Source organism: Paenibacillus humicus NBRC 102415, assembly GCF_004000905.1.
GTDB lineage: Bacteria > Bacillota > Bacilli > Paenibacillales > Paenibacillaceae > Paenibacillus_O > Paenibacillus_O humicus.
The window spans coordinates 87,468-114,434 of record NZ_BIMD01000006.1 but is presented as its reverse complement, the minus strand read 5'-3'; the positions used below and the strand labels follow the sequence as shown (position 1 = coordinate 114,434).

General features: G+C 59.7%; 23 protein-coding genes. 7 read left to right on the top strand and 16 right to left on the bottom strand.

Annotated features, from left to right (window positions below):
- Positions 1-211 precede the first annotated feature (211 nt).
- Positions 212-811 carry a 30S ribosomal protein S4 gene (gene rpsD, locus PHU01S_RS06400; RefSeq protein ID WP_048746580.1) on the top strand — a complete coding sequence of 200 codons (600 nt, stop codon included), beginning with the start codon at positions 212-214 and terminating at the stop codon, positions 809-811.
- A 97-nt stretch (positions 812-908) separates the two neighbouring features.
- Here rpsD and floT read toward each other — a convergent pair whose 3' ends face one another.
- From floT to tyrS, 3 genes are all read right to left on the bottom strand, one after another.
- The gene (gene floT / locus PHU01S_RS06395; protein WP_021878356.1) at positions 909-2,468 is read right to left on the bottom strand and encodes a flotillin lipid rafts scaffold protein FloT; all 1,560 of its coding nucleotides are present in this window, start codon (positions 2,466-2,468) and stop codon (positions 909-911) included.
- Between the two features lie 10 nt (positions 2,469-2,478).
- On the bottom strand, positions 2,479-3,003 hold the full coding sequence (locus PHU01S_RS06390; RefSeq protein WP_048746583.1) for an NfeD family membrane protein: 525 nt from the start codon (positions 3,001-3,003) through the stop codon (positions 2,479-2,481).
- 114 nt (positions 3,004-3,117) lie between these two features.
- The gene (tyrS, locus tag PHU01S_RS06385) at positions 3,118-4,410 is read right to left on the bottom strand and encodes a tyrosine--tRNA ligase (protein ID WP_127506715.1); all 1,293 of its coding nucleotides are present in this window, start codon (positions 4,408-4,410) and stop codon (positions 3,118-3,120) included.
- Between the two features lie 542 nt (positions 4,411-4,952).
- Here tyrS and PHU01S_RS06380 point away from each other — a divergent pair.
- Positions 4,953-8,063, top strand: coding sequence for a transglycosylase domain-containing protein (locus PHU01S_RS06380; RefSeq protein WP_049867617.1), 3,111 nt, complete (start codon positions 4,953-4,955; stop codon positions 8,061-8,063).
- 135 nt (positions 8,064-8,198) lie between these two features.
- Here PHU01S_RS06380 and acsA read toward each other — a convergent pair whose 3' ends face one another.
- Positions 8,199-9,920, bottom strand: coding sequence for an acetate--CoA ligase (gene acsA / locus PHU01S_RS06375; protein ID WP_048746588.1), 1,722 nt, complete (start codon positions 9,918-9,920; stop codon positions 8,199-8,201).
- A 270-nt stretch (positions 9,921-10,190) separates the two neighbouring features.
- Here acsA and PHU01S_RS06370 point away from each other — a divergent pair, with 270 nt between their 5' ends.
- Entirely contained in the window at positions 10,191-10,823 is a 633-nt protein-coding gene (locus tag PHU01S_RS06370) for a GNAT family N-acetyltransferase (protein WP_127506713.1), read from the top strand.
- Between the two features lie 19 nt (positions 10,824-10,842).
- A complete protein-coding gene (locus tag PHU01S_RS06365) occupies positions 10,843-12,024 on the top strand; it encodes an acetoin utilization protein AcuC (RefSeq protein WP_048746591.1) in 1,182 nt (393 codons plus the stop codon).
- A gap of 130 nt (positions 12,025-12,154) precedes the next feature.
- On the opposite strand, the gene PHU01S_RS06360 is transcribed toward PHU01S_RS06365, so the two are convergent.
- The 4 genes from PHU01S_RS06360 to PHU01S_RS06345 form a co-directional block, all read right to left on the bottom strand.
- Positions 12,155-12,865 (bottom strand): 5'-methylthioadenosine/adenosylhomocysteine nucleosidase, encoded by a 711-nt coding sequence (locus tag PHU01S_RS06360; protein ID WP_021878350.1) that lies wholly within the window; start codon positions 12,863-12,865, stop codon positions 12,155-12,157.
- Positions 12,862-13,872, bottom strand: coding sequence for a catabolite control protein A (gene ccpA / locus PHU01S_RS06355; protein WP_048746593.1), 1,011 nt, complete (start codon positions 13,870-13,872; stop codon positions 12,862-12,864). Before ccpA ends, PHU01S_RS06360 begins: the two co-directional genes overlap by 4 nt.
- A 92-nt stretch (positions 13,873-13,964) precedes the next feature.
- The gene (gene ytxJ / locus PHU01S_RS06350; protein WP_127506711.1) at positions 13,965-14,303 is read right to left on the bottom strand and encodes a bacillithiol system redox-active protein YtxJ; all 339 of its coding nucleotides are present in this window, start codon (positions 14,301-14,303) and stop codon (positions 13,965-13,967) included.
- Positions 14,304-14,358: 55 nt separating this feature from the next.
- Positions 14,359-14,736 carry a hypothetical protein gene (locus PHU01S_RS06345; protein ID WP_307721782.1) on the bottom strand — a complete coding sequence of 126 codons (378 nt, stop codon included), beginning with the start codon at positions 14,734-14,736 and terminating at the stop codon, positions 14,359-14,361.
- Positions 14,737-15,071: 335 nt separating this feature from the next.
- On the opposite strand from PHU01S_RS06345, the gene PHU01S_RS06340 reads away from it, so the two are divergent.
- Positions 15,072-15,599 carry a type 1 glutamine amidotransferase domain-containing protein gene (locus PHU01S_RS06340; RefSeq protein WP_021878345.1) on the top strand — a complete coding sequence of 176 codons (528 nt, stop codon included), beginning with the start codon at positions 15,072-15,074 and terminating at the stop codon, positions 15,597-15,599.
- A gap of 71 nt (positions 15,600-15,670) precedes the next feature.
- Here the strand turns inward: PHU01S_RS06340 and ptsP are convergent, their stop codons facing one another.
- The 5 genes from ptsP to PHU01S_RS06315 all read right to left on the bottom strand — a co-directional run bounded on the left by ptsP (position 15,671) and on the right by PHU01S_RS06315 (position 21,868).
- Positions 15,671-17,428, bottom strand: coding sequence for a phosphoenolpyruvate--protein phosphotransferase (gene ptsP, locus PHU01S_RS06335; protein ID WP_127506707.1), 1,758 nt, complete (start codon positions 17,426-17,428; stop codon positions 15,671-15,673).
- Positions 17,425-19,320, bottom strand: a complete 1,896-nt coding sequence (locus tag PHU01S_RS06330; protein WP_048746599.1) for a glucose PTS transporter subunit IIA — start codon at positions 19,318-19,320, stop codon at positions 17,425-17,427. The genes ptsP and PHU01S_RS06330 overlap by 4 nt, the downstream gene beginning before the upstream one ends.
- 182 nt (positions 19,321-19,502) lie before the next feature.
- Positions 19,503-19,931 (bottom strand): CoA-binding protein, encoded by a 429-nt coding sequence (locus PHU01S_RS06325; RefSeq protein WP_049867621.1) that lies wholly within the window; start codon positions 19,929-19,931, stop codon positions 19,503-19,505.
- A gap of 46 nt (positions 19,932-19,977) precedes the next feature.
- A complete protein-coding gene (gene aroA / locus PHU01S_RS06320) occupies positions 19,978-21,276 on the bottom strand; it encodes a 3-phosphoshikimate 1-carboxyvinyltransferase (RefSeq protein WP_048746604.1) in 1,299 nt (432 codons plus the stop codon).
- A 37-nt stretch (positions 21,277-21,313) separates the two neighbouring features.
- Positions 21,314-21,868 (bottom strand): shikimate kinase, encoded by a 555-nt coding sequence (locus PHU01S_RS06315; RefSeq protein WP_232313038.1) that lies wholly within the window; start codon positions 21,866-21,868, stop codon positions 21,314-21,316.
- A 137-nt stretch (positions 21,869-22,005) separates the two neighbouring features.
- On the opposite strand from PHU01S_RS06315, the gene PHU01S_RS06310 reads away from it, so the two are divergent.
- Positions 22,006-22,305: a hypothetical protein gene (locus PHU01S_RS06310; protein ID WP_048746607.1), complete on the top strand. Its 300-nt coding sequence runs from the start codon at positions 22,006-22,008 to the stop codon at positions 22,303-22,305.
- 49 nt (positions 22,306-22,354) lie between these two features.
- Here the strand turns inward: PHU01S_RS06310 and gnd are convergent, their stop codons facing one another.
- Together gnd and PHU01S_RS06300 are read right to left on the bottom strand one after the other, a co-directional pair.
- Positions 22,355-23,776 carry an NADP-dependent phosphogluconate dehydrogenase gene (gnd, locus tag PHU01S_RS06305; protein WP_048746608.1) on the bottom strand — a complete coding sequence of 474 codons (1,422 nt, stop codon included), beginning with the start codon at positions 23,774-23,776 and terminating at the stop codon, positions 22,355-22,357.
- Between the two features lie 344 nt (positions 23,777-24,120).
- On the bottom strand, positions 24,121-24,717 hold the full coding sequence (locus PHU01S_RS06300; RefSeq protein ID WP_021877190.1) for a YkzI domain-containing protein: 597 nt from the start codon (positions 24,715-24,717) through the stop codon (positions 24,121-24,123).
- Between the two features lie 281 nt (positions 24,718-24,998).
- Between PHU01S_RS06300 and PHU01S_RS06295 the strand changes: the two genes are divergently transcribed.
- The gene (locus PHU01S_RS06295; RefSeq protein ID WP_083436433.1) at positions 24,999-25,685 is read left to right on the top strand and encodes a YktB family protein; all 687 of its coding nucleotides are present in this window, start codon (positions 24,999-25,001) and stop codon (positions 25,683-25,685) included.
- 70 nt (positions 25,686-25,755) lie between these two features.
- Here PHU01S_RS06295 and PHU01S_RS06290 read toward each other — a convergent pair whose 3' ends face one another.
- A complete protein-coding gene (locus tag PHU01S_RS06290) occupies positions 25,756-26,934 on the bottom strand; it encodes an MFS transporter (protein WP_373864522.1) in 1,179 nt (392 codons plus the stop codon).
- Positions 26,935-26,967 lie beyond the last annotated feature (33 nt).

The following is a 26,967-nucleotide window of genomic DNA, read 5'->3' as shown; positions in this document are numbered from 1 at the left end:
ATTCGGCTTGACACTGGATGCCTGATTCCTATAAAATTAGTTGTTGAATATAGGCCAACGTTTTTGTGACACCCTCATGGGGTGCTGCAGCTGGAGGGCCAGCGGCTGAACTAGTCCTTCGGGGTCATGGCTTGTCCATGTCCGTGCAGCATCCGGCGAAATCATTGGACCCTTTTCAAACATTCCATTTGAAGAAGGAGTTACACCCAATATGTCACGTTATACAGGTCCCAAGTTTAAACTCAGCCGTCGTCTCGGCATTTCCCTGAGCGGCACCGGCAAAGAACTCAAGCGCAACTTCGCACCGGGTCAACACGGTCCGAACCAGCGCAAAAAAGTGAGCGGCTACGGCCTGCAGCTGGCTGAGAAGCAAAAACTCCGCCACATGTACGGAGTCAACGAGAAGCAATTCCGCAACCTGTTCGACAAGGCTTCCAAGCTGAAAGGCATCTCCGGCGAGAACTTCATGTTCCTGCTTGAGTCCCGCCTGGACAACCTGGTTTACCGCCTTGCCTTCGCGAACTCCCGCCCGGGCGCTCGCCAGCTCGTTGCCCACGGCCACGTCACGGTCAACGGCAAAAAAGTCGACATCGCTTCCTACCAAGTACTGCCTGGCGACGTGATCGGCCTGCGCGAACGCAGCCGCAGCATGAAATCGATCAAAGAAGCCATGGAAGGCCGTCATCACCTTCCTAGCTACATCGAGTTCAACGAAACGGCTATGGAAGGCAAGTACGTTCGCCTGCCAGAGCGCGGCGAGCTGAGCTCCGACATCGACGAGAAGCAAATCGTCGAGTTCTACAGCCGCTAATACCGGCTTCTCTTCTTCGGAAGAGACCCGAAAAACCCCCTTGCGATTGCCGCAAGGGGGTTTTTCTCCTTCATATGACCGCTGCATCCGGTTCTTCTTATTCCTTGACGGATGCCTCCGAGGCTGCCGCAGCCATCGCAGCTGCCGCATCGGACGGCAGCGCTGGGATATCAGCAGCCGCCGGCTTCACGCCTGCCGCCGGAACGCGGGAAGTTAGGCTTTTCATCAGGGCATTGACGTCGATTCCGGCGACGCTCTTCAGCATTTCCGGCGCTGTCGCCATCAGATCCGTCACATAGTTGCTGAGACGGGCCGCTCCGGCTCCATTGCCCGTATCGACAACCGTCAGCTTGTCGATCGACTTGATTGGCTCGGCAACCTTGCCGGCCAGCTCCGGCAGCATCTTGACGATAATGTCGAGCACGGCCGCTTCGCCGAACTTCTCGAACGCCTGTGCCAGCTTTTCCTTGGCTTCCGCTTCGGCCAGACCGCGCAGCCGGATGACTTCGGCTTCGGCTGTGCCTTTGGCCCGCTGGGCGTCGGCTTCCGCCTGGCCTGCCAGCCGTTTCTGCTCCGCGTTGGCGCGGGCCTCGGCTTCGATCCGATACTTCGTGGCGTCCGCCGCGTTGATCTGCTTGGCCTTTTCCGCCTCGGCGGCCTGCTCCACCGCATAACGATCGGCGTCGGCTTTTTTCTTCACTTCGGAATCGTACTGCTTCTCGCGGCGAAGGATTTCCTTCGTCTCGAGATCGATCTCGCGTTCCTTGCGGACGAGCTCGACCTTCATCTGCTCCTCCACGACCTGCTGCTTGATCCGGGCTTCCTGGATCGTATACGCCTGATCGGCATCGGCCTTGGCCGTATCCTGGTCCTTTTTAAATGAAGCGACCTTGAGCTGGTTCTCCTTGGAAGCCTCTGCGATATTCGTATCGCGCAGCAGCTCCGCCTTCTGCCCTTCCTCTTCGGCTTGGGCTTTCTGAATTCGGGCATCGCGAACCGCCTGCGCCTCGGCGATTTCGGCATCCCGCTTGACCGCGGCGATCCGCGGCTTGCCGAGCGCATCGAGGTAGCCATGCTTGTCGCGCAGATCCTTGATCGTGAAGGAGACGATCTGCAGGCCCATCTTCTTCAGGTCCTTGGCCGCTACGGATTGAACCTCCTGGGCGAAACGGTCCCGGTTGCGGTACACTTCCTCTACCGTCATGGAGCCGAGAATCGCCCGCAGATGGCCCTCGAGAACTTCCTGGGCTTCCGACTTCAGAGCTTCAACCGGCTTGCCCATGAACTGCTCGGCTGCCGTCGCCACATCCTCGACCGAGCCGCCGATCTTGATGATGGCGACTCCGTCCGCCATGACCGGCACGCCCTGCTCCGTATACACCTCGGGGGTGGATACGTCCAGCTTCATGGACAGAAGCGACAAGAACTCCGCCCGCTGGAATACCGGCAGGATGAAGGCGCCTCCGCCGCGGACGATCTTGATTTTGCGGCCCGAATCGTCGGATGCGACGTTGCTCGATCCGAGGAACGTACCCGTGACGATCATCGCCTCATCCGGGCTGACCGTCTTGTACCTTGCCCAGAACGCAAGACCCAGTACGACAATGACACCGACAACGATAGCAGGAATAACCAAATAATCTGGAATCAAACCCATTTCCCCTCTCTCATTTCAAAATGGATACCGCCAAGGCATCCGGCTTCACTTCGACGACGACGACTTTGCTTCCGGTTGGAATATCGGTGCCGTCGAAGCTTTCGGCCGTATGGTTCGTCACTCCCGCTCCGATCCGGACCAGCACTTCGCCGCAGCCGCGGGCCGGAATGGCCGTCAGCACCTCGCCGATCGATCCTCCCAGCTCCTGCATGGAGTACCCCGAAGTGGATTCGGAGTTCTGCATCGGCCTGACATACAGGAAGAACACGAGCAAGGAGCAACCCGCCGCAGCGAGGACGGACAGAAGCGCAATGCCGGAGGCCGGGAGGCTCGAATACTTCTCCATCATAAGCCCCGCTCCGCCGAATGCCGTAACGGCGCCGGCAGCGGCAGCCGGCTGGAAAATATGATGACCGTCCACGGACAGGAAATCGAGCGCCCCGTCCAGGAAAGAGCCCAGAATATCCCCCAGCACTACGCTTACGATGGCGAACAGGACGCCGAAGGCAAGGCATGACAGGTAAACCGTTTCCATCCCGCACCTCCCCATATTTGGCATCTAATGTTAACTGCCCGGTACTCTATACGTTGCAATCGGCCATTTGTTTCACAACTTAGACATTTTCTTGTTGAAAATTTCGGACAGCCGCTACAATTGAATCCGAATCCGCGCCATGCGCCGTTTGCCGGCTTGCAGGACATCCCCTTCTTGCGGCTCCACGACCGCCGAGACATCCTCCAGCTTAACCCCGTTGAGCTTGACGGCTCCTTGCTGGACGCTTCGGCGGGCTTCGCTGCCAGACGGCAGCAAATCCAGGACGGTAAGAAGCTTTACGAGCCGGATCTTGCCCTCTTCAAGCTCTGCCGCCTGCAGGACGGCTTCCTCGATATCATCCGGCAAGGCGCCTTCCGAGAATATCGCGCGGAAACGCGATTCGGCGAAGTCAGCCGCTTCCAGTCCATGGAACAGGCGGACGAGGGCGTGAGCCAGCATCAGCTTGGCATCCCTTGGATGCAAGGTGCCGTCTGCCAATCCGGATGCCACGGCGGCCAAGCGATCCGAGTCCAGATCCGTGGCCAGCTCGAAATATTTGGGCATGAGGCCGTCCGGTATGCTCATCGCTTTGCCGAAAATTTGGTCCGGCTCCTCCTGGATGCCGATGTAATTGCCGAGGCTCTTGCTCATTTTCTGAACGCCGTCGAGCCCTTCGAGGATCGGCATCGTGATGGCTATCTGCTGCCGCTTGCCGTATTCCTTCTGCAGGCTTCTGCCCATGAGCAGATTGAATTTCTGATCGGTTCCGCCCAGCTCGATGTCCGTCTCTAGGGCGACCGAATCGTATCCCTGCATAAGAGGGTAGAAAAATTCGTGGATGCTGATCGGCAGGTTGGACTTGTACCGCTTCGTGAAGTCGTCCCGTTCCAGCATGCGGGCAACCGTCGATTTGGCCGCGAGGCCGATGACTTCATTGAAGGTTAGCGGCGACAGCCATTCGGAGTTGAAGCAGACCGTCGTCCGCTCCGGATCGAGCACATTGAAAATCTGATCCTTGTATGTCTGGGCGTTGCGCCGGACATCCTCCTCGGACAACGCCTTGCGGGTTTCCGACTTGCCCGACGGATCGCCGATCCGGCCGGTGAAGTCCCCGATGAGCAGCTGGACCTCATGTCCGCATTCCTGGAACTGCCGCAGCTTCTGGAGCACGACAGTATGGCCGATATGAATATCCGGAGCCGAAGGATCCAGTCCCAGCTTCACCTTGAGCGGAATGCCGGCCGCCACCGATTCCTCCAGCTTCTCCCGAAGGCCGCTCTCCGGGATGATCTCGGCCGTTCCCCTTGCGAGAATCGCCAGCTGCCGCGCAACCTCCTGCCGCTGCTCCGAAGTCAGCTTCGGTCCGGGACGCTGCCCGCTCCGCTCCATGTTCTCCTGCTGGTTCATTTTCTGTGCTCCCCTTTCTCTGATGGGCGCCTGCGGCGCTGAAAACGCAAAAAATCCTTCTCGTCCGAAGGGACGAGAAGGATTAGCTCGCGGTACCACCCTTGTTGGAATCCGCTCCGCCTGCGCATGCTATGACAGGCAAAGCCAAATGGATTCCCACTTCGTTGAACATAACGGAAGGCTGCTTCCGGGACCGGGCTACGCGCCGGGCTGGCAGCCCGCGGTTCCCCCGGCCGGCTCAGGGCTGTAATTCGCGCGGACGGGGCGTCCCGGTTCGCACCTGCCACCGGGTCTCTGTGAACGCCTGCCGTCCGGCTACTGGATGCCCATCCACGCCGTTGGCCGTATGGTCCGCCGGCTCCTCCGAGCCGTGCGGAATCGTTTTGCAAGTTATATCATGCCCCGCGAGGAGTGTCAACTTCCAAGCTTCGGCAGCAACAGCCGGAAAAGGGGAGATTTCAACGATGGAAATGACATCTGGTGCCGGGTTCCGGCGACATGTGCTATAATAGCTGTGCTTACTTGGAGGAGGAAAGGTACATATGGCTCAAGAGCATGAACAAGCTCCCGGGCGCAGCGGCTGGAGGACGTTCGGTCTCGTCGTGTGGATCACGGCGAAATGGCTGATTATCTTCGGCATTACCGGCGCATTGTTTGCCGGCGGCATCGCGACCGGATATGTGGCCGCCCTGGTCAAGGACGATCCTGTCCGGCCCGGCAGCGAGCTGGAAGCCATGGTCAACGAGAATGCCCTGACCGGCTTCGTTTATTTCAACGACGGGACAACCCCCGTAGGACAGCTCAGGACCGACGAGGACAGGCGTCTCGTCGACCTGCAGAACATCCCGCAATCCGTCATCGACGCCCTGTTGTCGACGGAAGACAGCAATTTTTATTCCCATATCGGAATCGACTACATGGGCTTCGGGCGCGCCGTCAAGCAGAAGCTGCTCAATGAAAGCAGCCAGACCGGCGGCAGCACGCTCACCCAGCAGGTGGCAAGAAGGGTATTCCTCAGCCTCGACCGCACCGATGCGCGCAAGGTCAAGGAAATCCTGCTCTCCATCCGGATGGAGAGATATTTGACCAAGGACCAGATCCTCGCGGCTTATCTGAACAAAATGCCGTTCGGCAACGGTTCATCCGGCTACAATCTGTATGGAATCAAGTCCGCGGCGATTGGAATCTTCAACATCTCCGATCTCAGCAAGCTCAATCTGGCTCAATCCGCCTATCTGGCAGGCCTTCCGCAGCTGCCGTCGTCCTATTCGGCCTTCAACGGGAAGGGCGTATTCAACCCGGACGGATTCCGGAGAGCCACGGCAAGGCAAAAGATCGTCCTGTCCCGCATGCTCGTCACCGGCCGCATCACCCAGGCCCAATACGACGAGGCGATCGCCTTCGATCTCAAGAGCACGCTCGCCCCGCATAAGGAGAAGGCTTACAACACCTTCCCTTACCTGATGCTCGAGACGGAGCGGGAAGCGGCAACGATTCTCGCCATGAAGCAGAACCCCAATCTCAAGAAGAGCGATCTGGCCAAGACGGAAAATTCCGAAATTCTGGCCAGCGCGCGCGAGCAGCTGCTCCGCTCCGGCTACCGGGTGTTCACGACGATCGACAAGGTCATCTACAACAACATGCGCGAAGTCGCGAGCAACCCGGACAACTTCGGACCGGCCAGCAAGACAAAGGGCCCCGAACAGGCCGCCGCGATCATGATCGACCACCGCAGCGGCGCCATTCTCGGCATGATGGAAGGGCGCGACTTCAACATCGAGCAGATGAACTACGCGACGCAGATGACGCGCCAGCCAGGCTCCGCGATGAAGCCGATCGGCGCCTATCTGCCGGCACTCGAGGCCGGGCTCGTCCAGCCGGCCAGCGTCATCGACGACTCGCCGATCATTCTCAAGGACGGCCAGAAGGGCTTCCATATTCCGATGAACGCGAACAAGAAGTTCAACGGTCTCGTGACGGCACGCGAAGCTCTCAACCGCTCGTTGAACACGCCGGCCCTCAAGCTGTTCCTGGACAAGGTGACCATTCCGAAGGCATGGGATTTTGCCCGCTCTCTCGGCATTTCGACCCTGCAGCCTAGCGACGACAACGCTCAAACGGGTGTCATCGGCGGCCTGAGCAAGGGCGTGACCGTCGAAGAGCTGACGGATGCCTATGCGACCATTCCGAACGGCGGCGTCTACAATGAGCCGTTCATGATCAGCAAGATCGTGGATTCGGAAGGCCATATCGTCTATCAGCACGAGCTCAAGCCGAAGCGCGTTTATTCCGAGCAGACCGCTTTCCTGATGACAGACATGCTGCGCACGGTCATCTCGGATGCAAGCGGCACGGCTCACAGCCTGACGAGCGGCTTCAAATCCTACGGAAAGATTCCGATCGCAGGCAAGACCGGCTCCACCCAGAGCTATGGCGACGTCTGGTTCATGGGCTTCACGCCGGACATCACGCTGGGCGTATGGGCCGGCTACAAGGAGCAGAAGAACGTGCTCCTCAAGGACTCCCATTCCAGGGCGCGCTCGCTCTGGACCGAAATCATGAACCAGACGGTCGCCGACAGGCCCGAGCTGTTCAAGACCGAGGCGTTCCCCAAACCGGACGGGCTCGTCAAAGCGACCGTTTCGACCGTCAGCGGGATGCTGCCGAGCGATCTGATCCGCTCCCGCGGCCTGCTCGTCACCGACTGGTTCAACAAGAAATACGTGCCGACCAAAGTGGACAACGTTCTTGGCAGCATGTCCTTCATTACGTACAACGGCGTCAATTACATCGCCCAGGACACGACTCCATCGGACTTCGTCTTCACGAAAACCGTCATCAAGAGGGAAAAGCCGCTTGGCGAGCTGATGGACGAAATCAACAAAGCCCAGCAAGCTATGCCGGCCGAATACCGCAGGCCGCTGTCGGCCTTCATCCCCAAGGATGCGACCGACGACGCGCCGACGATGGTCGACCCGCGTCGAGACGACGGCGCCGCTCCTTCCGCCCCATCGAACGTATCGCTGGAAGCGGTGAACGGCGCTTACCGGATTTCCTTCGCGGCAAGCCCCGAAAAGGATGTCGTCGGCTACCGGCTGTACCGCTCGCAAGGACTCGGCTTCAGCAAGCATGGAGAATCCATCCTGACGGGCAGCACGCTGTCCTTCTCGGATCATTCCGGCTCCCTGCTGTCGTCCTACTACGTGACCGCAGTGGACGTAGGCGGCCATGAGTCGGCGCCAAGCGCGACCGTAAGCCCGTTTGGCGCGGCCCTTCCTGGAGTTCCCGGCGATACCGGCCAAGGCGGCGACAATGTCGGTGCCGGCACCGACAACCCCGGAGGCGTCACGCCTCCGGACCCCGGTACGCCAGCTCCAGGAGCAGCCCCTCCGTCCGCTCCTGCCGGTCTGAATGTATCCGTCGACGGCAAGACGGTCAACCTGAGCTGGACGTTGAATGCCGATACCGAAGGAGTTACCCGTTATGAGGTGTACTACAGCCCCAACAATGACGGGAACTATCAAAGCATCGGCTCCGCTACGACCAACAGCTTCTCGGCTACGATGGCCAGCACGGCCGGCACGTACCGGATCAATGCGGTCAACGCCGCGGGAGCTTCTCCTTACTCTTCAGCCGTCGTTTACGGCTCCTGATCGATCAGGCAGGTTTCGCAGCCTGTCTGGCCCGACAAAAAAAACGCCCCGACGGGGCGTTTTTTTGTTGCCATCCTCCTCATTCTGCGAAAAAACAGCCTCCCGGCAAATCCGCCGGGAGGCTGTTGATCTTGTTTAGTCTTCAATGGTGGAAAGATCGCCTGTAGGCAGATTCAGTTCCCAAGCCTTCAGTACGCGCCTCATGATTTTGCCGCTGCGCGTCTTCGGAAGCTTATCCTTGAATTCGATCTCGCGCGGGGACGCATGCGCCGACAGGCCGATTTTGACGAAGCGGGCGATGTCCGCCTTCAGCTCGTCGGAAGGCTCGAAGCCTTCGCGCAGCGAGATGAACGCCTTGATGATCTCGCCGCGCATCGGGTCGGGCTTGCCGATGACGCCGGCTTCGGCGACAGCCGGATGCTCCACGAGCTTGCTCTCCACCTCGAACGGGCCGACCCGCTCGCCGGAGGTGTTGATGACGTCGTCGATCCGTCCCTGGAACCAGAAGTAGCCTTCATCGTCCCGATAAGCCGAATCTCCGGAAATATACCAGCCCGGAATGTGGAAGTATTCCTCGTATTTGGAAGGATTGTTCCAGACCGCGCGCATCATGGACGGCCATGGCGTGCGGATCGCCAGATTGCCCATCTGGAACGGCGGCAGCTCGCTGCCGGAATCGTCGATGATCGCCGCTTGGACGCCCGGCAGCGGACGACCCATGGAGCCCGGCTTGATCTCCATCGCCGGATAGTTGCAGATCAGCTGTCCGCCGGTTTCGGTCATCCACCACGTATCATGGATGCGCTGGCCATAGACCTTGAGGCCCCAGCGGACCACTTCCGGATTCAGCGGCTCGCCGACGCTGAGCACATGGCGCAGGGAGGACAGGTCGAACTGGGTCGACACGTCGTCTCCTGCCCCCATCAGCATCCGGAAGGCGGTCGGCGCGCTGTACCATACCGTGACGCCATAACGCTGGATCGTCGTGTACCAGTCCTGAGGACTGAACCGGCCGCCGCGGATGACGTTCGTGGCTCCGTTGAGCCATGGCGCGAAAATGCCGTAGGACGTTCCCGTCACCCAGCCCGGGTCGGCCGTGCACCAGTAGACGTCGTCTTCCTTGAGGTCAAGGACGACCCGGCCGGTGTGGTAATGCTGGATCATGGCGTTATGGACGTGGTAGACGCCCTTCGGCTTGCCGGTAGAACCGGAAGTATAGTGGAGAAGAAGTCCGTCCTCGCGGTCCACCCATTCGATCTCGGCTTCGTCGGAAGCCGCCTTCATTTCCTCGTGGTAGGAAATGGTGCCCTCCGGGTTCTCCGACGGGCTGACGACGATAATATGCTTGAGCTCGGGCAGCTCGTCGCGCTTGATGCGCGGAAGAAGCGCGGGCGTCGTCACGATCGCCACCGCTCCGCTGTCCGCGAGCCTGTCCTTGACCGCCGTCTCCATGAAGGCCTCGAAAAGAGGCCCTACGACGACACCGGTCTTGAGCGAGCCGAGTAGGGCTACGTACAGCTCCGGAGTGCGCGGCATGAAAATGAAAAGCCGGTCTCCCTTGGCCAGGCCGTGCTTGCGGAGAACGTTGGAGAAGCGGTTCGACAGCAGGCTGAGCTCCTCGAAGGTATACGACTCATCCCGCTCCGGGTCGCTGTAATGCAGAGCGGTCTTCTGCCCTCTGCCTTCTCCGATATGGCGGTCGATAGCCTCATGCGCCATGTTGACCTTGCCGGTCTCGTGCCAGGTGAAATGCTTCTCCACCCCGCTCCAGTCAAAGTCCCGGTAACATTGCTCGTAATCGGCCATATTGGGAGATTTCGCGGTTACAGCCAGCTTTTCCTGATGGTCAATCGACATGCTAATCACCTTCCATAGTCGTCGTCTTTTAGGGCAAATGGAAATCGGATGCGCTTTCAAACACAGGGTGAAACGCGGTTCATGTCGCTAACTAGTATAGCATAATGGAAATGTATGCGCCTACTTCTATCGAAATTTACCCCTTTCGCTTGAAAAATCCCCCTCATGGGGAAGGACCGTCCTTTTCATCCCTACTTTTTTCTGCTATAAGTGATAAGAGGCAAAGACGGCTTGCCGATTGGCCACTAGAAGCTTGAAGGAGCGATAACGTTGGAACATATCAAGCGTTACCATTCCCAAACGATACCTTTTCAAGGCAGAAGCTTGGATATAGAGGGTCCCGTCGAGCCCGGCCGCCTGGCGGACTGGACGATGCATCCGGGACTGAACGCATTCCGCCGGCCGGCCGAGCAGCAGACCGCCCTGGTGGAGATCGCCGGCTTGCCGGAAGGGCGCATCATCGTGGCGCGGGACGGAGATGTCGTCGTAGGCTATGTCACCTTCCACTATCCGGACGAGCTCGAGCGTTGGTCGGAAGGCGGCATGGACGATCTGATCGAGCTCGGGGCGGTAGAAGTCGCAGCCGAATACCGCTCGGTCGGGCTGGGCAAGAAAATGATCCGGCTCGCGTTCATAGAGGATCAGCTGGAGAACAGCATTATTTATACGACCGAATATTATTGGCATTGGGATCTGGAAGGAACGGGACTCGGCATCTGGGAATACCGCTCCATGATGGAGAAACTGATGAAATCCGTCGGCATGGTCTGGTACGCGACGGACGATCCCGAAATCTGCTCGCATCCGGCCAACTGCCTGATGGTCCGCATCGGCAAGCAGGTTCCGCTCGATTCCGTGGAGCAGTTCGACCGGGTCCGGTTCAGGCAGCGGTTCATGTACTGACGCTCTCAGGAGGAAGATCATGAAGGATACAGCCCTATTCATCCGTTCATCCGGCGCGAGCCGGTATAAATTCAATGATGAGCATCCCTTCAACCCGCTTCGTCTGGAGCTTGCAGGCTCCTTGCTTGAAACGGCCGGCGCTCTTTCTCCCGACATGGTTTTGGAAGCGCATTCCGCGCAAGACATCGAGCTCGAGAGGATTCACCGCGCCGATTATATGGATGCGGTCCGCAAGCTCAGTGTTCGGGCTCCGCATCCCGATTCCCTCGCCTTGGCTGCCCGTTACGGACTGACTACGGAGGATACGCCTTACTTCGAAGGCATGCATGAGGCTGCCGCTGCCATCAGCGGCGGCTCCATCCTCGCGGCGGAGACCGTCATGTCGGGGCGGGCGCTGCATGCCTACCATATGGGAGGCGGCTTGCATCATGCGTTTCCGGGCCATGGCTCCGGCTTCTGCGTCTATAACGACGCTGCCGTGGCTATCGCGGCCGTGAAGGACAAATACAAGGCGCGGATTTTGTATATCGATACGGACGTCCATCATGGGGACGGAGTCCAGTACGCTTTCTATGAAGATCCCGACGTGTTCACGTATTCCATCCACGAGACCGGCAAGTACTTGTTCCCCGGTACCGGCTTCACGCACGAGAAGGGCATCGACAAGGGATATGGAGCCTGCTGCAACATCCCTCTGCAGCCTTACACGGAGGATGAATCGTGGCTGGAGGCGTTCTCGGAGTCGATCACTCGCGTCGCCAGAGCGTTCAAGCCGGATCTCATCGTCAGCCAGCACGGCTGCGACGCGCATGCCTTCGATCCGCTCTCTCATATACATTGCAGCATGAGGATTTATCTGGAGATGCCCCGCATCATCCATGAGCTCGCCCACGAGCATTGCGGCGGACGCTGGGTCGCTCTCGGCGGCGGGGGATACGATCTATGGAAGGTCGTTCCAAGAGCCTGGTCGCTCGTCTGGATGGCGATGTCCGATCATGAGATCTCGAGCCGGCTCGCTGCCGCTCCTTCCTCCCCCGCTCCGCTCCCGGAGCAATGGCTGAGCCGCTGGCAGCCGCTTAGTCCGGAGCCGCTGCCGGAACATTGGCTCGATCCCCTCGACATCTGGGAGCCTATGCCGAGGCGCGAAGAAATTCGCCTTCAGAACCGCGCCGCCTGGGAACTGGCCGTTCAGGACTTATAGCAGCCGCATCCTCCTGGCAGGACAGACCACTCGCGTTCGAACGGAGGCTGCCGCCATTCGGAAAGCCTTCTGCGCAATTGAAAAAAAGCCCCATCCTTCCCAAGGGAAGAATGAGGCTGCCGAACGAAGATCAAGCCTGCTGGAGACTGCGCACCATGCCTTCGATGACGGCATAGGACTGGCCGGCGGCCAGCACGGTGAACTCGGCGAAATTCATATGCGCGCTGCCGTCAGCCTGATCCGACATGGAGCGGATCACGACATAGGGAATGCCGTTCATATGCGCGACTTGAGCGACGGCAGCGCCTTCCATCTCGGCGCAGGCGCCCTGGAAGACGTCGCGAAGGCTTTGCACCTTGTCGCGGCTCGCGATGAACTGGTCGCCCGACAGGACGACGCCTTCGAGCACACGGCCATTCACCGCATCGCGGCTCGCCCGGACAGCAAGACTGCGCAGCTCCTCATCCGCCGGAAAGACGGAGATTTCCTGGTAAGGAATCGCCCCCGGAGCAAAGCCGAGCGCCGTGACGTCCATATCATGCTGGACGCAGGCGGTGGACACGACGATGTCTCCGATCGTCAGGCTGGAATCGACAGCCCCTGCGACGCCCGTGAAGAGGATGCATTCCGCCCCCAGATCGATGAGCGCCTGCGTGCATACCGCGGCATTGACCTTGCCGACACCGGACTTGACCGCGATGATGTTCATGCCATGGAGCGTCCCGCGATAAAAGACGAGGCCGGCCTTGACCGTCTCCGATTCCATCTGCGCATGGCGGTGAAGCAGCTCCAGCTCCTCTGCCATCGCTCCGATGATGCCGATCGTGCGATAGATGCTCATTGCTTCGGAGCTCCTACCGACTGCCGTTTGACGAGCTCATGAGGGAGGATCACCTTGGACTGCTCGACCGGCTCCTTTTTCATCAGCTTGGTCAGCAGGCGCATCGACACGGCGCCGATGTCATACATCGGCTGGGCAACCGCAGACAGCTGCGGACGCACCATGGAAGCCATGCGGCTGTTGTCCACGCTGATGACGGAGATGTCATGCGGCACTTTGAGTCCTTTGTCCTGAATCGCATGGATAGCCCCGATAGCCATCTCGTCCGTTGCCGCGAATACAGCTGTCGGAAGCTTGTCCTTGGCGAGGAAATGGTTCATCGCCTCCACTCCGGACTCGTACCGGTAATTCCCGATGCGGACACTGTCCTCGCTGTAGGCGATGCCGTTCTCTTCCAAAGCGCGTTTGTAGCCGTGGAACCTCGCATAACCGTTCGACGGATCCTGCAAAGTGCCGCCGATCATGGCGATGTCGGCATGCCCTTGGTCCAGAAGATGCTTGACCGCATCATGCGCTGCATCCTCATGGTCGATGTCCACCGACGCGATGATTCCCTGCTCGTCCGTCGTCGCACAGAGCACGACAGGCACGTTCGCCGTCTTGAACGCCTGGAGATGCTCCTCCGTCACGGCGCCGCCCATGAACAGCAAGCCGTCGACCTGCTTCTCTAGAAGCGTGTTGATGACGCGGATCTCCTTGTCCTTGCGCTTGTCCGCATTGCAAAGAATGATATTGTAATGGTACATGTTCGCGATGTCTTCGATGCCGCGGGCAACCTCGGCAAAGTTGGAATTGGAGATGTCGGGAATGACGACACCGACCGTCGTCGTCTTCTTGCTCGCAAGTCCCCTGGCTACGGCATTCGGGCGGTATCCGAGCCGTTCAATCGCCTCATAGACCTTCTTTCGGGTCTGCGGCTTGACATTGGGGTTGTTGTTGACGACCCGGGAGACCGTAGCCATCGACACTCCCGCTTCTCTTGCTACATCGTAAATGGTTACAGTCACGGTTCCTTCTCTCCATTGTAAACGAATTTATTGGCAGGCTTTACCCCTTTACATTACGGTAATCATACGACAAATACCGTGCTTATGCAATGTCAGCGAGCATTCTCGGACAGCGCCGTTTCCGTGATATTCCAATGGGAAGTGTTCCATTCCGCCTTGCCGTTCCGGATCAGGATCGCTTGCGGAGAAGCATGCTTCACCCCGAGCTCCTCGGCGATGACATTGGATACCGAACGCTCCTCGATGACGCGGACGAGAGCCGTCTCGACTCCTTCTCCCTTGCTTCCTTCGTGCCAGCGGGTCCATTCCTCGATAGCGCCTGCGCTCACCGAACAGCTTGTGCTGTGCTTGAATACGAGCACCGGCTTCTCGTGGGACAGCTCCAAAATCTGTTTCCAATCTTCCATCGTGTGCAATTGCTTGCTGCTCATACGCCACACTCCTTATTGTCGTTTATCTGGCTGGGGTCTTTCGGGCTTCCATCGGCTATGTATGCATCATGCAGCGGCTCAGCTGGCCGAGCCTCTTCTCGATTTCCTGCCTCCATGCTTCGTCTCCGACCGAACCCGCGATAAGCAGCAGCTCCAGCAAGGAATCGATCCGTTCGCCGACGATCTGCTGAACAGCCGCTGGATCCGGACTCTTTCGCTTCGAAGAAGCTTCTACAAGTAAATCTGCCCACTCGTTAAGCTCGTTAAACAAGAAGGTCTGCTTGCCGGGTTCTTCGCCAAGCTGGCCGATCAAGCCGGTCAGATCCGGCTTCACCTCGGGAAGCACCTCGCTGCGGCCGCAGCCGGTGCACGAATAAATGGGAACATTGTCGATTTCCACTTTATTCGAGTAGATAACCGTTCTTAATTTCATGTTCATTTTATGGCCGCAAGAACAGGGTTTACGCATCGAAAAGTCCGCTCCTTCGTCAACGCGCCTGCTCATCTCCGCCTCAAGCCCTTGAAGGGGCGGCAGCAAATCAGCACGGGCGCAGTGTCGCTTGCCTCCTTACTTCGACCTTTTTCGCCTGTTTTCCTGCCGGGAGGGCATATGCAATTTCTGTAAAATAAATGGGCCGCTTCGGCTCCCTCCATCGCCCGGGGATCGGCAGGATCTGAAAGCCGTTTGCGCCTCCGGGCCGGCTGCCTTACAATGAACCGAGAGCCCGGCCTATCCCGAGACAGGCCCTTACAGAGGAGGAATGCAAGTTGACCTTGCAAGGAAAGCGCGTCATCTGCCTGATCGACGATGAATTCGAGGATCTCGAGCTGTGGTACCCCGTCTACCGCGTGCGTGAAGAAGGAGCGGAGGTTCTGTTCGCCGGTCCGGAAAAAGGAAAGGTCCATATCGGCAAATACGGCGTGCCGGCAACGGCCGATCTGTCCTACGGCGAGCTCGAACCCGGCGGCATCGACGGCCTTCTCGTCCCGGGAGGATGGGCGCCGGACAAAATCCGCCGCTACCCCGAAGTGCTGAAGCTCGTGCAGGAAATGGACGCCGGCGGCAAGCCGATCGGCCAGATCTGCCATGCGGGCTGGGTGCTCGTTTCCGCCAAGATTCTGCAAGGCCGTACGGTGACCTCGACTCCCGGCATCCGGGACGATATGGAAAATGCCGGAGCGCGCTGGGTGGATGAAGCGGTCGTCGTCGACGGCAACCTCGTCTCCGCGCGCCGTCCGCCCGACCTGCCGCCTTATGCGAAGGCATTCGTAGAGGCGCTGAAGCAGCGGAGCTGAAGCTGTCCTGTTCGCAGCGAATGGAAGGAAAAAGAACCCTTGCCGAAGCAAGGGTTCTTTTTGAGCTGCCGTCATTCGCTTCCGGCAGCCGTCCTTACCTTGGAGCCGTCTGCGTTGTCCCTGCTCAGCTCCAGCAGCCGCTTGACCTCGGAGGTCGTGCCGCAAGCCATCACTTCCGCATATACGTTCCGGCTGTCCCGCTGGGTCGTCTGCAGCAGCCGCTCCTTGACATGGAGAATGGAATGCGACGACATGCTCAGCTCGTCGACATCCATGCCGAGCCAGACGGGAAGCGCCCTGGCGTCACCGGCCAGCTCGCCGCATACGCCGACGTGGATGCCCGCCGCCCGCGCAGCCTCCACCGTCGTCCGCAGCATGCGCAGAACGGCTGGATGGAGCGGCTCGTACAGATGCGAGATTTTATCGTTCATCCGGTCGACAGCCAGCGTGAACTGGACGAGGTCATTCGTCCCGATGCTGAAGAAATCGACTTCGCGGGCCAGCAGATCGGCGATCATGACCGCAGCCGGAAGCTCGATCATGATTCCTGCGGGTATCGCCTTGTTGTAAGGCTTGCCCTCCGCCTCGAGCTCCTGCATCGACTCGCGGAGCAGGGCGTTGGCAGCTCTGACCTCCTCCACGGAAGAGATCAACGGGTACATCACCTTCACATTGCCGTAATGGGACGCCCTCAGAATCGCCCGCAGCTGGGTCTTGAACAGATCCTTGCGATCGAGGCTGATCCGGATCGCCCGGTAGCCAAGGAACGGATTCTCTTCCTCCGGAAGCTCGAAGTAGTCCAGATGCTTGTCGCCCCCGATATCCAGCGTGCGGATGATCAGCGGCTTCCCGTCGAGCTTCTCGGCTACGCTCCGGTACACCTCATACTGCTCCTCTTCCTTGGGGAAGCGGGTGCGGTCCATGTATAGGAACTCGGTCCGGAACAGGCCGACGCCGTGCGCTCCGCTCGTGAGAGCGACTTCAAGCTCCTTGAGCGAGCTGATGTTGGCCGACAGCTCCAGATGCTTGCCGTCCGGGGTGGACGTGTCGAGATGGGCGATGCCGAGCAGCCGGTCATGCTCTTCGGTCTGGCGGCTGCGCAGAGTCGCGAACGCCTGGACGGCTTCCTCGCCCGGATTGAGCTCCACATACCCCGTAGATCCGTCGATGATCAGGACGTCCCCGGTCGCGATGCTCTCTTCCAGCCTGCTGTCGAGTCCCACGATGAGCGGAATGCCGAGCGCCCGGGCCATGATCGCGGAATGCGAGGTTGTGCTGCCGCCGAAAGTGGCGATGCCGAGCACGTTCTGAGGATTGATATGGGCAAGCTGCGAAGGAGACAGCTCCTTGGCGACGAGGATGTACGGCTGCGTGTCCGAGGGCAGCGTAATCTCGGGCGCGCCGAGCAGATGCTTGAGGAGGCGGTTGCCGACATCCTTGATATCCAGCGCCCGCTCCTTCATGTATTCGTCGTCAAGCAAGTCGAACATCGTGACGAAATGGTCGATCGCTTCCTTGACCGCCACCTCGGCCGCTTTGTACTGCCGCTCGATCATCCCCTGAATCTCGTTCATGAAGACGGGATCGTCGAGTATCGCGAGATGGGCATCGAAAATGCTCCGCTCATCCGGGCCGACAACCTCCCGCAGCTCATCCTTCATCTGCTCGATCTCGACCTTGGAGGTGCGGATGCCTTCGTACAGCCGCTCGAATTCGCGGGCAAGATCCGCGACGTCGATTCTTTGCTCCGGCAAATCCCATTCCCAGTTCGGCAGCACAAAACATTTCCCGATCGCGATCCCGGAAGAAGCTCCGATTCCTTGCATCATGGCCTGATCCCTCCAACATGACTATCCTTGCGTTCTTTCAGCATTACGGACATGACCGGCGACTGCCCCTTCTTCACCGACTTGAAGGCTCCGAAGCCCCAGGAGCGGACCAGCTGGGAATTCGTGATGACCATCGGAGTGGCCAGCGACTTGCTTTTCGCCCGCAGCTTCTGCAAATCAAAGGAAATGAGCAGCTGGCCGGGCGCAACGTCGTCGCCTTCCTTCACGGCTGCCTGGAAATAGCTGCCGTCCTTGAGCGAGGAAGTATCGATTCCGATATGGAGCAGCACCTCCAGCCCTTCCTCGGTGCGGAGGCCGATGGCATGCATCGTCGGATATAAAATGATGACCTTGCCGCGCACCGGCGCCACCAGCTCGCCCCGATCCGGCAGGAAGGCGACTCCATCGCCGACAAGCTTGCCGGAGAAGATCGGATCCGGCACTTCCTCCAGCGGAATCATTCGGCCTTGAACTGGAGAGCTGAATAAAACCTGGGCGGAGTCCCGCTGCATCGTCTTGACGATTTCTTCCCGGATCAGCTCCGAGAACGTGCCGAATACAATCTGCACGTTGCCTCCGCCGAGCCGGATGACGCCGGCAGCTCCCAGATCCCGCAGCGCCGTGTTGTCCAGCAGGCGGTCGTTCTTCAGCTTCAGCCGCAGGCGCGTGATGCAGGCTTCCATCGTATCGAGGTTGGCCTTGCCCCCGATCGCCTGGAGGATGAGCGGCGCCCTGGACGGGATATCCTCCGCCCAGTCGTCGAGGGCCGATCCTTCCTCGCGGCCCGGCGTCGGGATCCGGAAGCGCCGGATCGCCCAGCGGAACAGTCCATAGTACAGAATGAACACGATCACGCCGATCGGAAGCAGCAGCCAACCCTTCGTGGCCAGATGCATGTTCAGAATGTAATCGATGGCTCCGGCCGAGAAAGAGAATCCGTGCAGAATGCCCAGCTCGTAGACCAGCCACATGATGACGCCGGACAGCAGCGCATGGATGACGAACAGGTAGGGCGCGACGAACAGAAAGGCGAATTCGACCGGCTCGGACACGCCGGTCAGGAACGACGCAAGCGCAGCCGTCAGGAACGTCTTGCGGATCTTCGGCTTGAGGTCCTCCCTGGCCTCCTGGATGATGGCGATGGCGATGGCCGGGAGAGCGAACATCATCGTCGGGTACAAGCCCGCCATGAACGCTCCGGCCGTCGGATCTCCCGCAAAAAAGCGCGGCAGGTCCCCGTTCACCATCTCGCCCGACGGCAGCCGAAAGCCGCCGACCTGGAACCAGAAAACGTGGTTGAGCAGATGATGAAGCCCGAACACGACGAGAATGCGGTGCAGGAAGCCATACAGAAATACTCCGAAGCCTCCGGCGGAGGATACCACGTCTCCGAGCAGCAGCAGTCCTTTGCCGAGCAGCGGAGCGATTCCGATCATCGCGACCGAGAACAGCACCGAGACGAAGCTGACGAAGAGAGGGACGAAACGAGGCCCTCCGAAAAATTGTATGTACTCGGGCAGCCGGATAGATTTGAATCGTTCATAACTGTATCCCGAAAGCATGCCGATGAGCGCGCCGATGAGGACGGTCGGCTCGATATCGTAGTGGCTGTACTTGACGATGCCCGTATAGATGAACATGCCCGCCAGCGCCGACAAGGCCGATGCTCCCCCGTTGCTGGAGGTTCCCCAGGCAACGCCGGCAGCGAACAAATACGGCAGGAAGGCGAACAGCGAATACCCGGCAACGGATAAATATTCCCCCAGCGACGGCAGTCCGACCGATTCCCATGGAAGCGTGCTTAAGCTCAGGCAGATGGCTGCGGCAGGCAGAATGATCATCGGCAGCATGACCGCACGGCCGAGCTGCTGCAGATTGCCCATGAATTTCATGCTGGACCTCCTATTCCGATCGCTCGCGCGTCCGCATATGACGGCTCCGCCCGAGGTCTATGAGTATGGTAAGCGTTTCATTTCCCTTTGTCAAAAGCAAAAAGGCAGGCCCTCAAAGGTCCTGCCCCATGCCGGCACATTCGAGAAAGGCAGCGTCGCAAGCAAACGCTCCCCCAGTCCGTCTAGCCGCCGATCGCCGGCCGGAGAATGGAATCCTCGACCTTGATGCAGCGGTCCATGATGACCGTCAAGCCGCCCGCTTGGGCGATGTCGGCCGCTTCCTCGCTGTAGACGCCGAGCTGCAGCCAGAGCACCTTGGCGCCGGCCTGCACCGCTTCGCGGGCGATGTCAGGCGTGAACTCGCTGCGCCTGAACACGTTCACGATGCCGATCGGCTCCGGCACGTCCAGCAGCGAGGCGTAGCTCGTCTCGCCGAGTATGGCGGGAGCTGCGGGATTGACGGGAATGATCCGGTAGCCCCGCTCCTTCATGGCGGCGGATACGGAATGGGATGTCCGCTCCGGGTTGTCGGAAAGTCCGACGACGGCAACGACAGGATTCTGTTCGAGAAGCTTCTTGATTTCGTCCCTGGCGGGGTTTTCAAATGCCATGTGCAAGCCCTCCCTTTCAAGTTAACTTAACCATGATAGAGAATATTTACTTGGATTCCGTCCATTCCACCTGCGCGCCGAGCGCCTGCAAATGATCGAAATAGATCGGATAGGACTTCGCGACATGATGCGCATCCTTGATCCGCAGCGGCTTGCGGCAGCGCAGGCCGACGACGGTCAGCGCCATGATGACCCGGTGGTCGTAATGGGCGTTGATTTCCACGCCGCCCTCGAGCCCTTCCGGCTTGCCGTGCACGATGATCTCGTCGCGCTTCTCCTCGACGTCGGCGCCGGCCTTGCGGAGCTCCGCCAAGTAGTCGGTGATGCGGTCGCATTCCTTGTAGCGGAGATTCTCGACATTGTAGAACCGGGAGGTGCCTTCGGCGTGGACGGCTGCCGCGACCATGGCCAGCACCGCGTCGGTCGCCGCGTCTCCGTCGAATTCAACCGCCTTGAGGCGTCCGTTGCCGCGGACCCGGATGTCGCCGTCCTTATGCTCCAGAGGCACCTCCATCATGCGCAGCACGTCGACGACGGCGCGCTCGCCCTGGCGGCTCTTCTCCGGAAGCCCATGGATGACGACGTCAGAGCGGGTCACCGCCGCAGCAGCCAGCACGGCGGCCGATCCGGGATAATCGCCCTGCACCCGGTACGTCCGGGCGGCATAGCGCTGCCCTCCGGGAATTCGGTAGCTCATGAGATCTTCGGACGCTTGGATGACAATTCCCGCCTCCTCCAGCACTTCGAGCGTCTGCCCGATGACGACTTTGGACTTGAGGTCATGCAGCACCTGGATCTCGCTGTCCTCCTTCAGGAGAGGCGCGAGGAACAGCAGCGCGCTCAGAAACTGCGAGCTGACGCTGCCCGATACGGTGATGCGGCCGCCCTTGGGGCTGCCGCCGCGGATCGTAATCGGCAGCTTGCCTTCCTGATCGTCCACCTCGACGCCCATCTGGCGCAGGGAATCAATCAGGTCATGATGCGGGCGCTTGCCGAGCGAGTCGGGATACGCGTTCACGAACGTCACCTCCGGGCAGAGAGCGGCGATGCCCATCAGGAAGCGGAGCACAGCTCCGGCGTTGCCTACATTGAGCTCCTTCACGTCGCGCGGGGAGCTCCCGAAGCCCTTGATGACGATCTTCTCGTCATCTTCCTGAAGCTCGGCTCCGAGATCGCGGATGCAGCGGCGCATGGCGTCGCTGTCCTCGCTATGCGCCGGATAGTAGATCGTGCTGGTTCCTTCGGCCAGGGCGGCGACAAGCAAATACCGCGTCGTGTAGTTTTTGGATGAAAGCGCCTGGATGCTGCCCTTGAGCTCCGGCGTAGGCGTTACGATCACGTCCATTGGAGTGTATTCCCCTTTATGCTGGATTGAAATGGAATTATTCTGAAACGCGGTAAAGCCCTGAAGTACCGAGGTAGCCCGACAACACGGATTCGGCGACGGCACCGGGATTCAGGCCGTCCGTATCCACGCTCAGCTGGGCGAAGTCATAGGCTCCGCTGCGGGCTTTCATAAGCTCGCGTACTTTGGCCGCCGGATCTCCGGCCAGCAGTGGTCTGGCCGTGTCGCCGGCGACCCTCTGCACGATGACGGCTTCGCTCGCGCGCAGCGCGGCCACGAAGCCATGCCGCAGCATCAGCTCGCGGTTCGCTTCCGACAGCACCGTTCCTCCGCCCGTGGCGATGACGAGGGGCGTGTCCGCTGTCAGCAGCCGGGTCAATGCCCGGGTTTCCGCTTCGCGGAAATAAGGCTCGCCATGCCGGGCGAACAGCTCCGCAATGGAGCAGCCCTCCTCGGCGACCACCTCGGAATCCGTGTCGGTCCAGCCGTATCCAAGGCGCGCGGCAAGCTGGCCCGCGACGGTGGATTTCCCGGTTCCCATGAAGCCCACGAGAACGATTTTGCTGCGCGAGGGCTGATCTTCTCCGACCACCTGATGCTCACACCTTCCCATGCGATGTCAATCTTTCAAATATCATATCATCAATTGCTAGAGACAGGGTATAAAATTCTTATTTTTCCATATGGATAGAGGAGATCATTCTACCTCTTGAAGGAGGGCGGCCAGCCATGCCGATGGAACAGGGACCGCAGGCGCAATCAGCCCGCAAGCTTCGCCATATCCTCGATCCTGGATCGTCATTATGCCGGGAAGATGTCGTGTGGGCGCTGGATTATATCAAAAAAAAGGTGGCCGACGAAGATTCCGCCCTAGCGGAATTATCGCAGCCACGCTTGCTCAAAAACTATCGGGGATTCGCCGAAGCGGCCATGAGCCTGCTGGCTTCGCCGCGCACCGGACCGCTTGAGGCGGACCGGCTGCGAGGCATGCTTCGCGAAGCTCTGCACGGCTTGGAGAGGCAAGGCTGACGCCACGCCTCGCCGGCCTCCTCTTGGACTCCATCCCCGCAGCTTGCCATCAGCCCTCGCTGGATTCCATCCACTCGAAGTGGAACGTTCCTTCCTTGTCCACACGCTCGAACGTGTGGGCGCCGAAGTAGTCGCGCTGCGCCTGAAGCAGGTTGGCCGGCAGGCGCTCCGTGCGATAGCTGTCGAAGTAGGCCAGCGCGCTGGAGAAGCCCGGAACCGGAATGCCGCTCGTTACGGCAGCCGTCACGACTTCGCGCCATGCGCCCTGATACTCCTCTACGACACCTTTGAAGTAATCGTCAAGCAGCAGGTTTTTGAGTCCCGCGTCGCGATCGTACGCATCCTTGATCTTCTGCAGGAAGCGGGCGCGGATGATGCAGCCGCCGCGGAAGATCATGGCGATGTCGCCGTAGCGCAGGTTCCAGTCGAACTCATCGGAAGCCGCGCGCATTTGGGCGAAGCCTTGGGCATAGGAGCAGATCTTGCTCGCGAACAAGGCTTTGCGGACCGCTTCGATGAATGCGGCCTTGTCGCCTTGGTACGGAGCGGCTTGCGGTCCGCTCAGCACTTTGCTTGCATGGACGCGCTCTTCCTTCATGGCGGAGAGGAAGCGGGAGAAGACGGACTGCGTAATGATGGACAGCGGCACGCCGAGATCCAGAGCGCTTTGGCTCGTCCATTTGCCCGTACCTTTTTGGCCGGCGGAGTCGAGAATGACGTCGACCATCGCTTTGCCCGTCTCCGGATCCTTCTTGGAGAAGATGTCGGCTGTGATCTCGATCAAGTAGCTGTCCAGCTCGCCCTTGTTCCACTCCGTGAAAATCTCGTGCAGCTCGTCCGTGGACAGGCCGAGCACGGAGCTCAGAAGGTGGTAGGCTTCGGTGATCAGCTGCATGTCGCCGTACTCGATGCCGTTGTGGACCATCTTGACGTAATGGCCGGCGCCGCCTGGTCCGATGTACGTGCAGCATGGGTCGCCGTTCACTTTGGCGGAAATGCCGGTCAGGATCGGCTCGACGAGCTTGTAGGCCGATTCAGGACCGCCAGGCATGATCGCCGGCCCTTTCAAAGCGCCCTCTTCGCCGCCGGAAACGCCGGCGCCGACGAAGCGGAAGCCTTTGGCCTCGAGATCCTTGCTGCGGCGCTCCGTGTCAGGGAAGTAGGCGTTGCCGCCGTCGATGATGATGTCGCCTTCGCTCAGATGGGGAACCAGCTCGTCGATGACGGCGTCCGTCGGACGGCCGGCTTTGACCATGATGAGGATTTTGCGCGGCACTTCAAGGGAAGCGACGAATTCTTCGATCGTGTAGGCAGGGAACAGGTTTTTGCCGGCGGATTCCGCGACAAGCTCGTCCGTCTTTTCGCGGGAACGGTTGTATACCGATACCGTGAAGCCTTTGCTCTCAATGTTAAGCGCGAGGTTCTTGCCCATGACGGCAAGGCCGACGACGCCGATCTGCTGTTTCGACATATTGACCATTCCTTTGCTAAGTTATACAGGCGATACGCACTTCCACTAGTGTACCCTTTTTGTTCCGTTATGCAAGTCATTGTACCATGAACGCCTCCCGAAACGAATCCGGAGCAGATGAATATTGGATGAACCCTGGGCCGGAAATGCCGCGGCAAGTTCCAATCCGACCGATCGGCGCGAAACGGGACCCCTTTGACGGCAGTCCGGCAACGCGAAAAAAGCCGGGAGCACAAGGCTCGCCGGCGGCCGCAGGTTTTAAATTGGCTTCGTCCCGACAATGGTTCTCCGTCTCGGCCTTGCAGCTCCAGCCGAAGGCCTCCACGACGTTCTCCGTCTCGGCCTTACAGCTCCAGCTGAAGCATTTCGCTTCTCATGACGGCCAGGCGCTCGCGGCTCTCGTCGGCCGCCGCCTCGTCGCCGCTCTTGAGAGCGTCGTGAAGCACGCACAGCTCGTAATCCAGCTCGTAGCGGAGAACGGCAGCCCGCTCTTCGGCCCGAGTCGACTGGAACGACTTGAGAATCTCCTCCAGCGTGACGACTGGACGCTTTTGATAAATGATGCGGTGCTCCATTCCCGACACCTCCACCAATCGGATGATTTCGCCGAACATGATATTTTCAATGACGATCTGACGGTCCTTCATCCGCTTCACGACAGCATGGCCCCGGGTATCGCCAATCAGCTTCTCGATTAATTCCGACAGCTTCTCATCCTTGATGATATAATCCCCCACGATTTTGTAGCGGCTCTTCATTTTTTGGAAGCGCAGCTTGACGAGCTTTCTTCCCGTGCGGATGGAGATCAGGAACTGTGCCTCGGTCTCGCTCCAATACAGGGAATACCCCTCATGAATCAAATCGCGAATGAGATTTTGGATTTGCCGGCGGTCAAATCGCAGCTCCAAATTGCAATACTCCACTTCGTAGCTTTTGTTCACGGCAATCCCTCCCTGTCTGGATAATGTTGACCAAATGTTCTGACAATTTGTTCTTACCTGTAGTTTATACTCCATCTTATGTGCTGGCAACTTGGTTTATTGACTATTTTTGAAGAAAAGGGCTGCCGCCCCCTCTCGATTGGAAGCGGTTACCTGATCAACGTCCCCGCCTTGTCCATATCGGCCCTGCCCTGTGGTATACTATATGGACAAGACAGCCCCGGCATGACCGCTTGAGCGGAATGCGGGGCTCATTATTTCCCCCGAAGGGACGACACTCTATGACAACCTCCGCCACAGCGCCGCAAACCGCTCCTGCCGCTCAGGCTGACGGCCGCATCGCTCCGTTTCCCGGATTTTCCCAAAGCGACTTCGACGTATTCGAGATCCAGGGTCTCGAGCCGCGGATGGAAGCGCTCATCGGCCGCATTCGCCCGAAGCTGGAAGAGCTGGGCCGCCGCATCGCCCCGCTGCTGAGCGTGCTCGCCGGGACTGAATTCTACCCGCATGTGGCCAAGCATGCCAGAAGAACCGTGAATCCCCCCAGCGACACCTGGGTCGCTTTCGCCGCCAACAAGCGCGGCTACAAGGCTCATCCCCATTTCCAGATCGGCCTGTGGGGTACTCATGTCTTCATCCAGTTCGCCGTCATCTACGAGGCTGCCGGCAAGGCTGCCTTCGCCGCAGACGCTCTGAAGCAGCTGGACAGCATCCACTCCGCCATCCCGGACTTCTACGTCTGGTCGGGAGATCATACCGTTCCCGGCGCCGTCGCAGGTTCCGCCCTGGCTCCCGGAGAGCTCGCCTCCTTGTTCGAGCGCCTGCAGAACGTCAAGGCAGCGGAAATTCTGTGCGGCATCCATATCGACCGGCATGACCCTCTCCTGACGGACGGCGAAGCTTTCGTCGCCCGCGCGGAGCAGGTCGTCGAGACGCTCATGCCCCTCTACCGGCTGGCTGTACAATAACCGACACGACAAAGCCCCCCTGCCGGCCCGTCAAGGACCTGCAGGGGGGCTTGCTTGTCGTTTCCGGCAGCTAGGCCAGGGAAATCCGGCCGCGGCGGATGATCAGCAGATGAAGGACGAACAGGACAATGAGCGATCCGCCGCTGATGAGGAACGGCGCATGGGAGCCGTAGCTGTCCCAGAGCCGTCCGGACATGATGGAGCCGAGCACCATGCCGAGGCCTTCGATGGTCAGGAAGAAGCCCCATACCGCGCCTCGCTCCTCCTTCGGAATCGCCTTGGCGATCAGTGCGTTCCATGCCGGGATGATGCAGGCATACCCGAGCCCGACCAGCGCAACGACGAACAGGACAAGCGTCAGCTGGCGCGTATAGCCGAGCAGAGGCAGCGCTACGGCCGCGACGAGAAAGCCTACATGCAGAAACCAGCGGGTGCCGTAGCGGTCGACCCATTTGCCGACCGGAATCAGGCCCAGCACCGTCACCGCTCCCCCCGCCACGAGATAAGCGCTGTACTGCTGCGGGGTCAAATGCAGCACCGTCCGCGCATATTGCGTCAGGACAGGCGTCAGCAAGCCGAGCGCGAAGTTCTGGATGAACATGGCGGGATAGAGCAGCTTGCTGGCATGCAGGGATTCGCCGACCTTCTTGAAGTAGCGGCGGATCCGCGGGATAAGCGGTCCGCGCGATGCGTGCGGCGCCTGCTCCTCGAGCTTGCCCTCGATTTCCCTCGATCCCCTGCGGCCGGGCAGAGTCAAGGTGACGAGCAGGATGAGGACCAGGATAGCCCCCATCAGCCAGAAGGCGGGCTCATAGCTTTTGATGATGAAGAAATTGATGACGATCGGCCCCATGCCGACGCCGATCAGCCAGCTCATATAGATGACGCTCATCATGCTGCCGCCGGCCTCGTTCCCGGCTACGGCCGTCGCCCCCGTAATGACGCAAGGCCATAGGGGCGAGGTGCCGACGCCGAGCAGCACGCAGGCGGCAATGATCCAGCCGGTGCCCGAGGTGAAGGCGATGATCCCGACGGACATGCAGGTGAACAGCACGCCGAGCAGCATGACCGTCCGGTAGCCGATCCGGTCGATGATCCAGCCGAGCGGGCTGCGGAAGGCGTTGTCGCCGATATATTGGGCCGCGAGCGCCCAGCCTACGGCGTAGGCGGACAGCCCGAGGGCATCGCGCATATACACCGGGAGCACCGATACGAGCACGGCTCCTTTGACAAATTCGACTCCGAACATAATAAGAAGAAGTTTAATGACGAACGGCGAGCG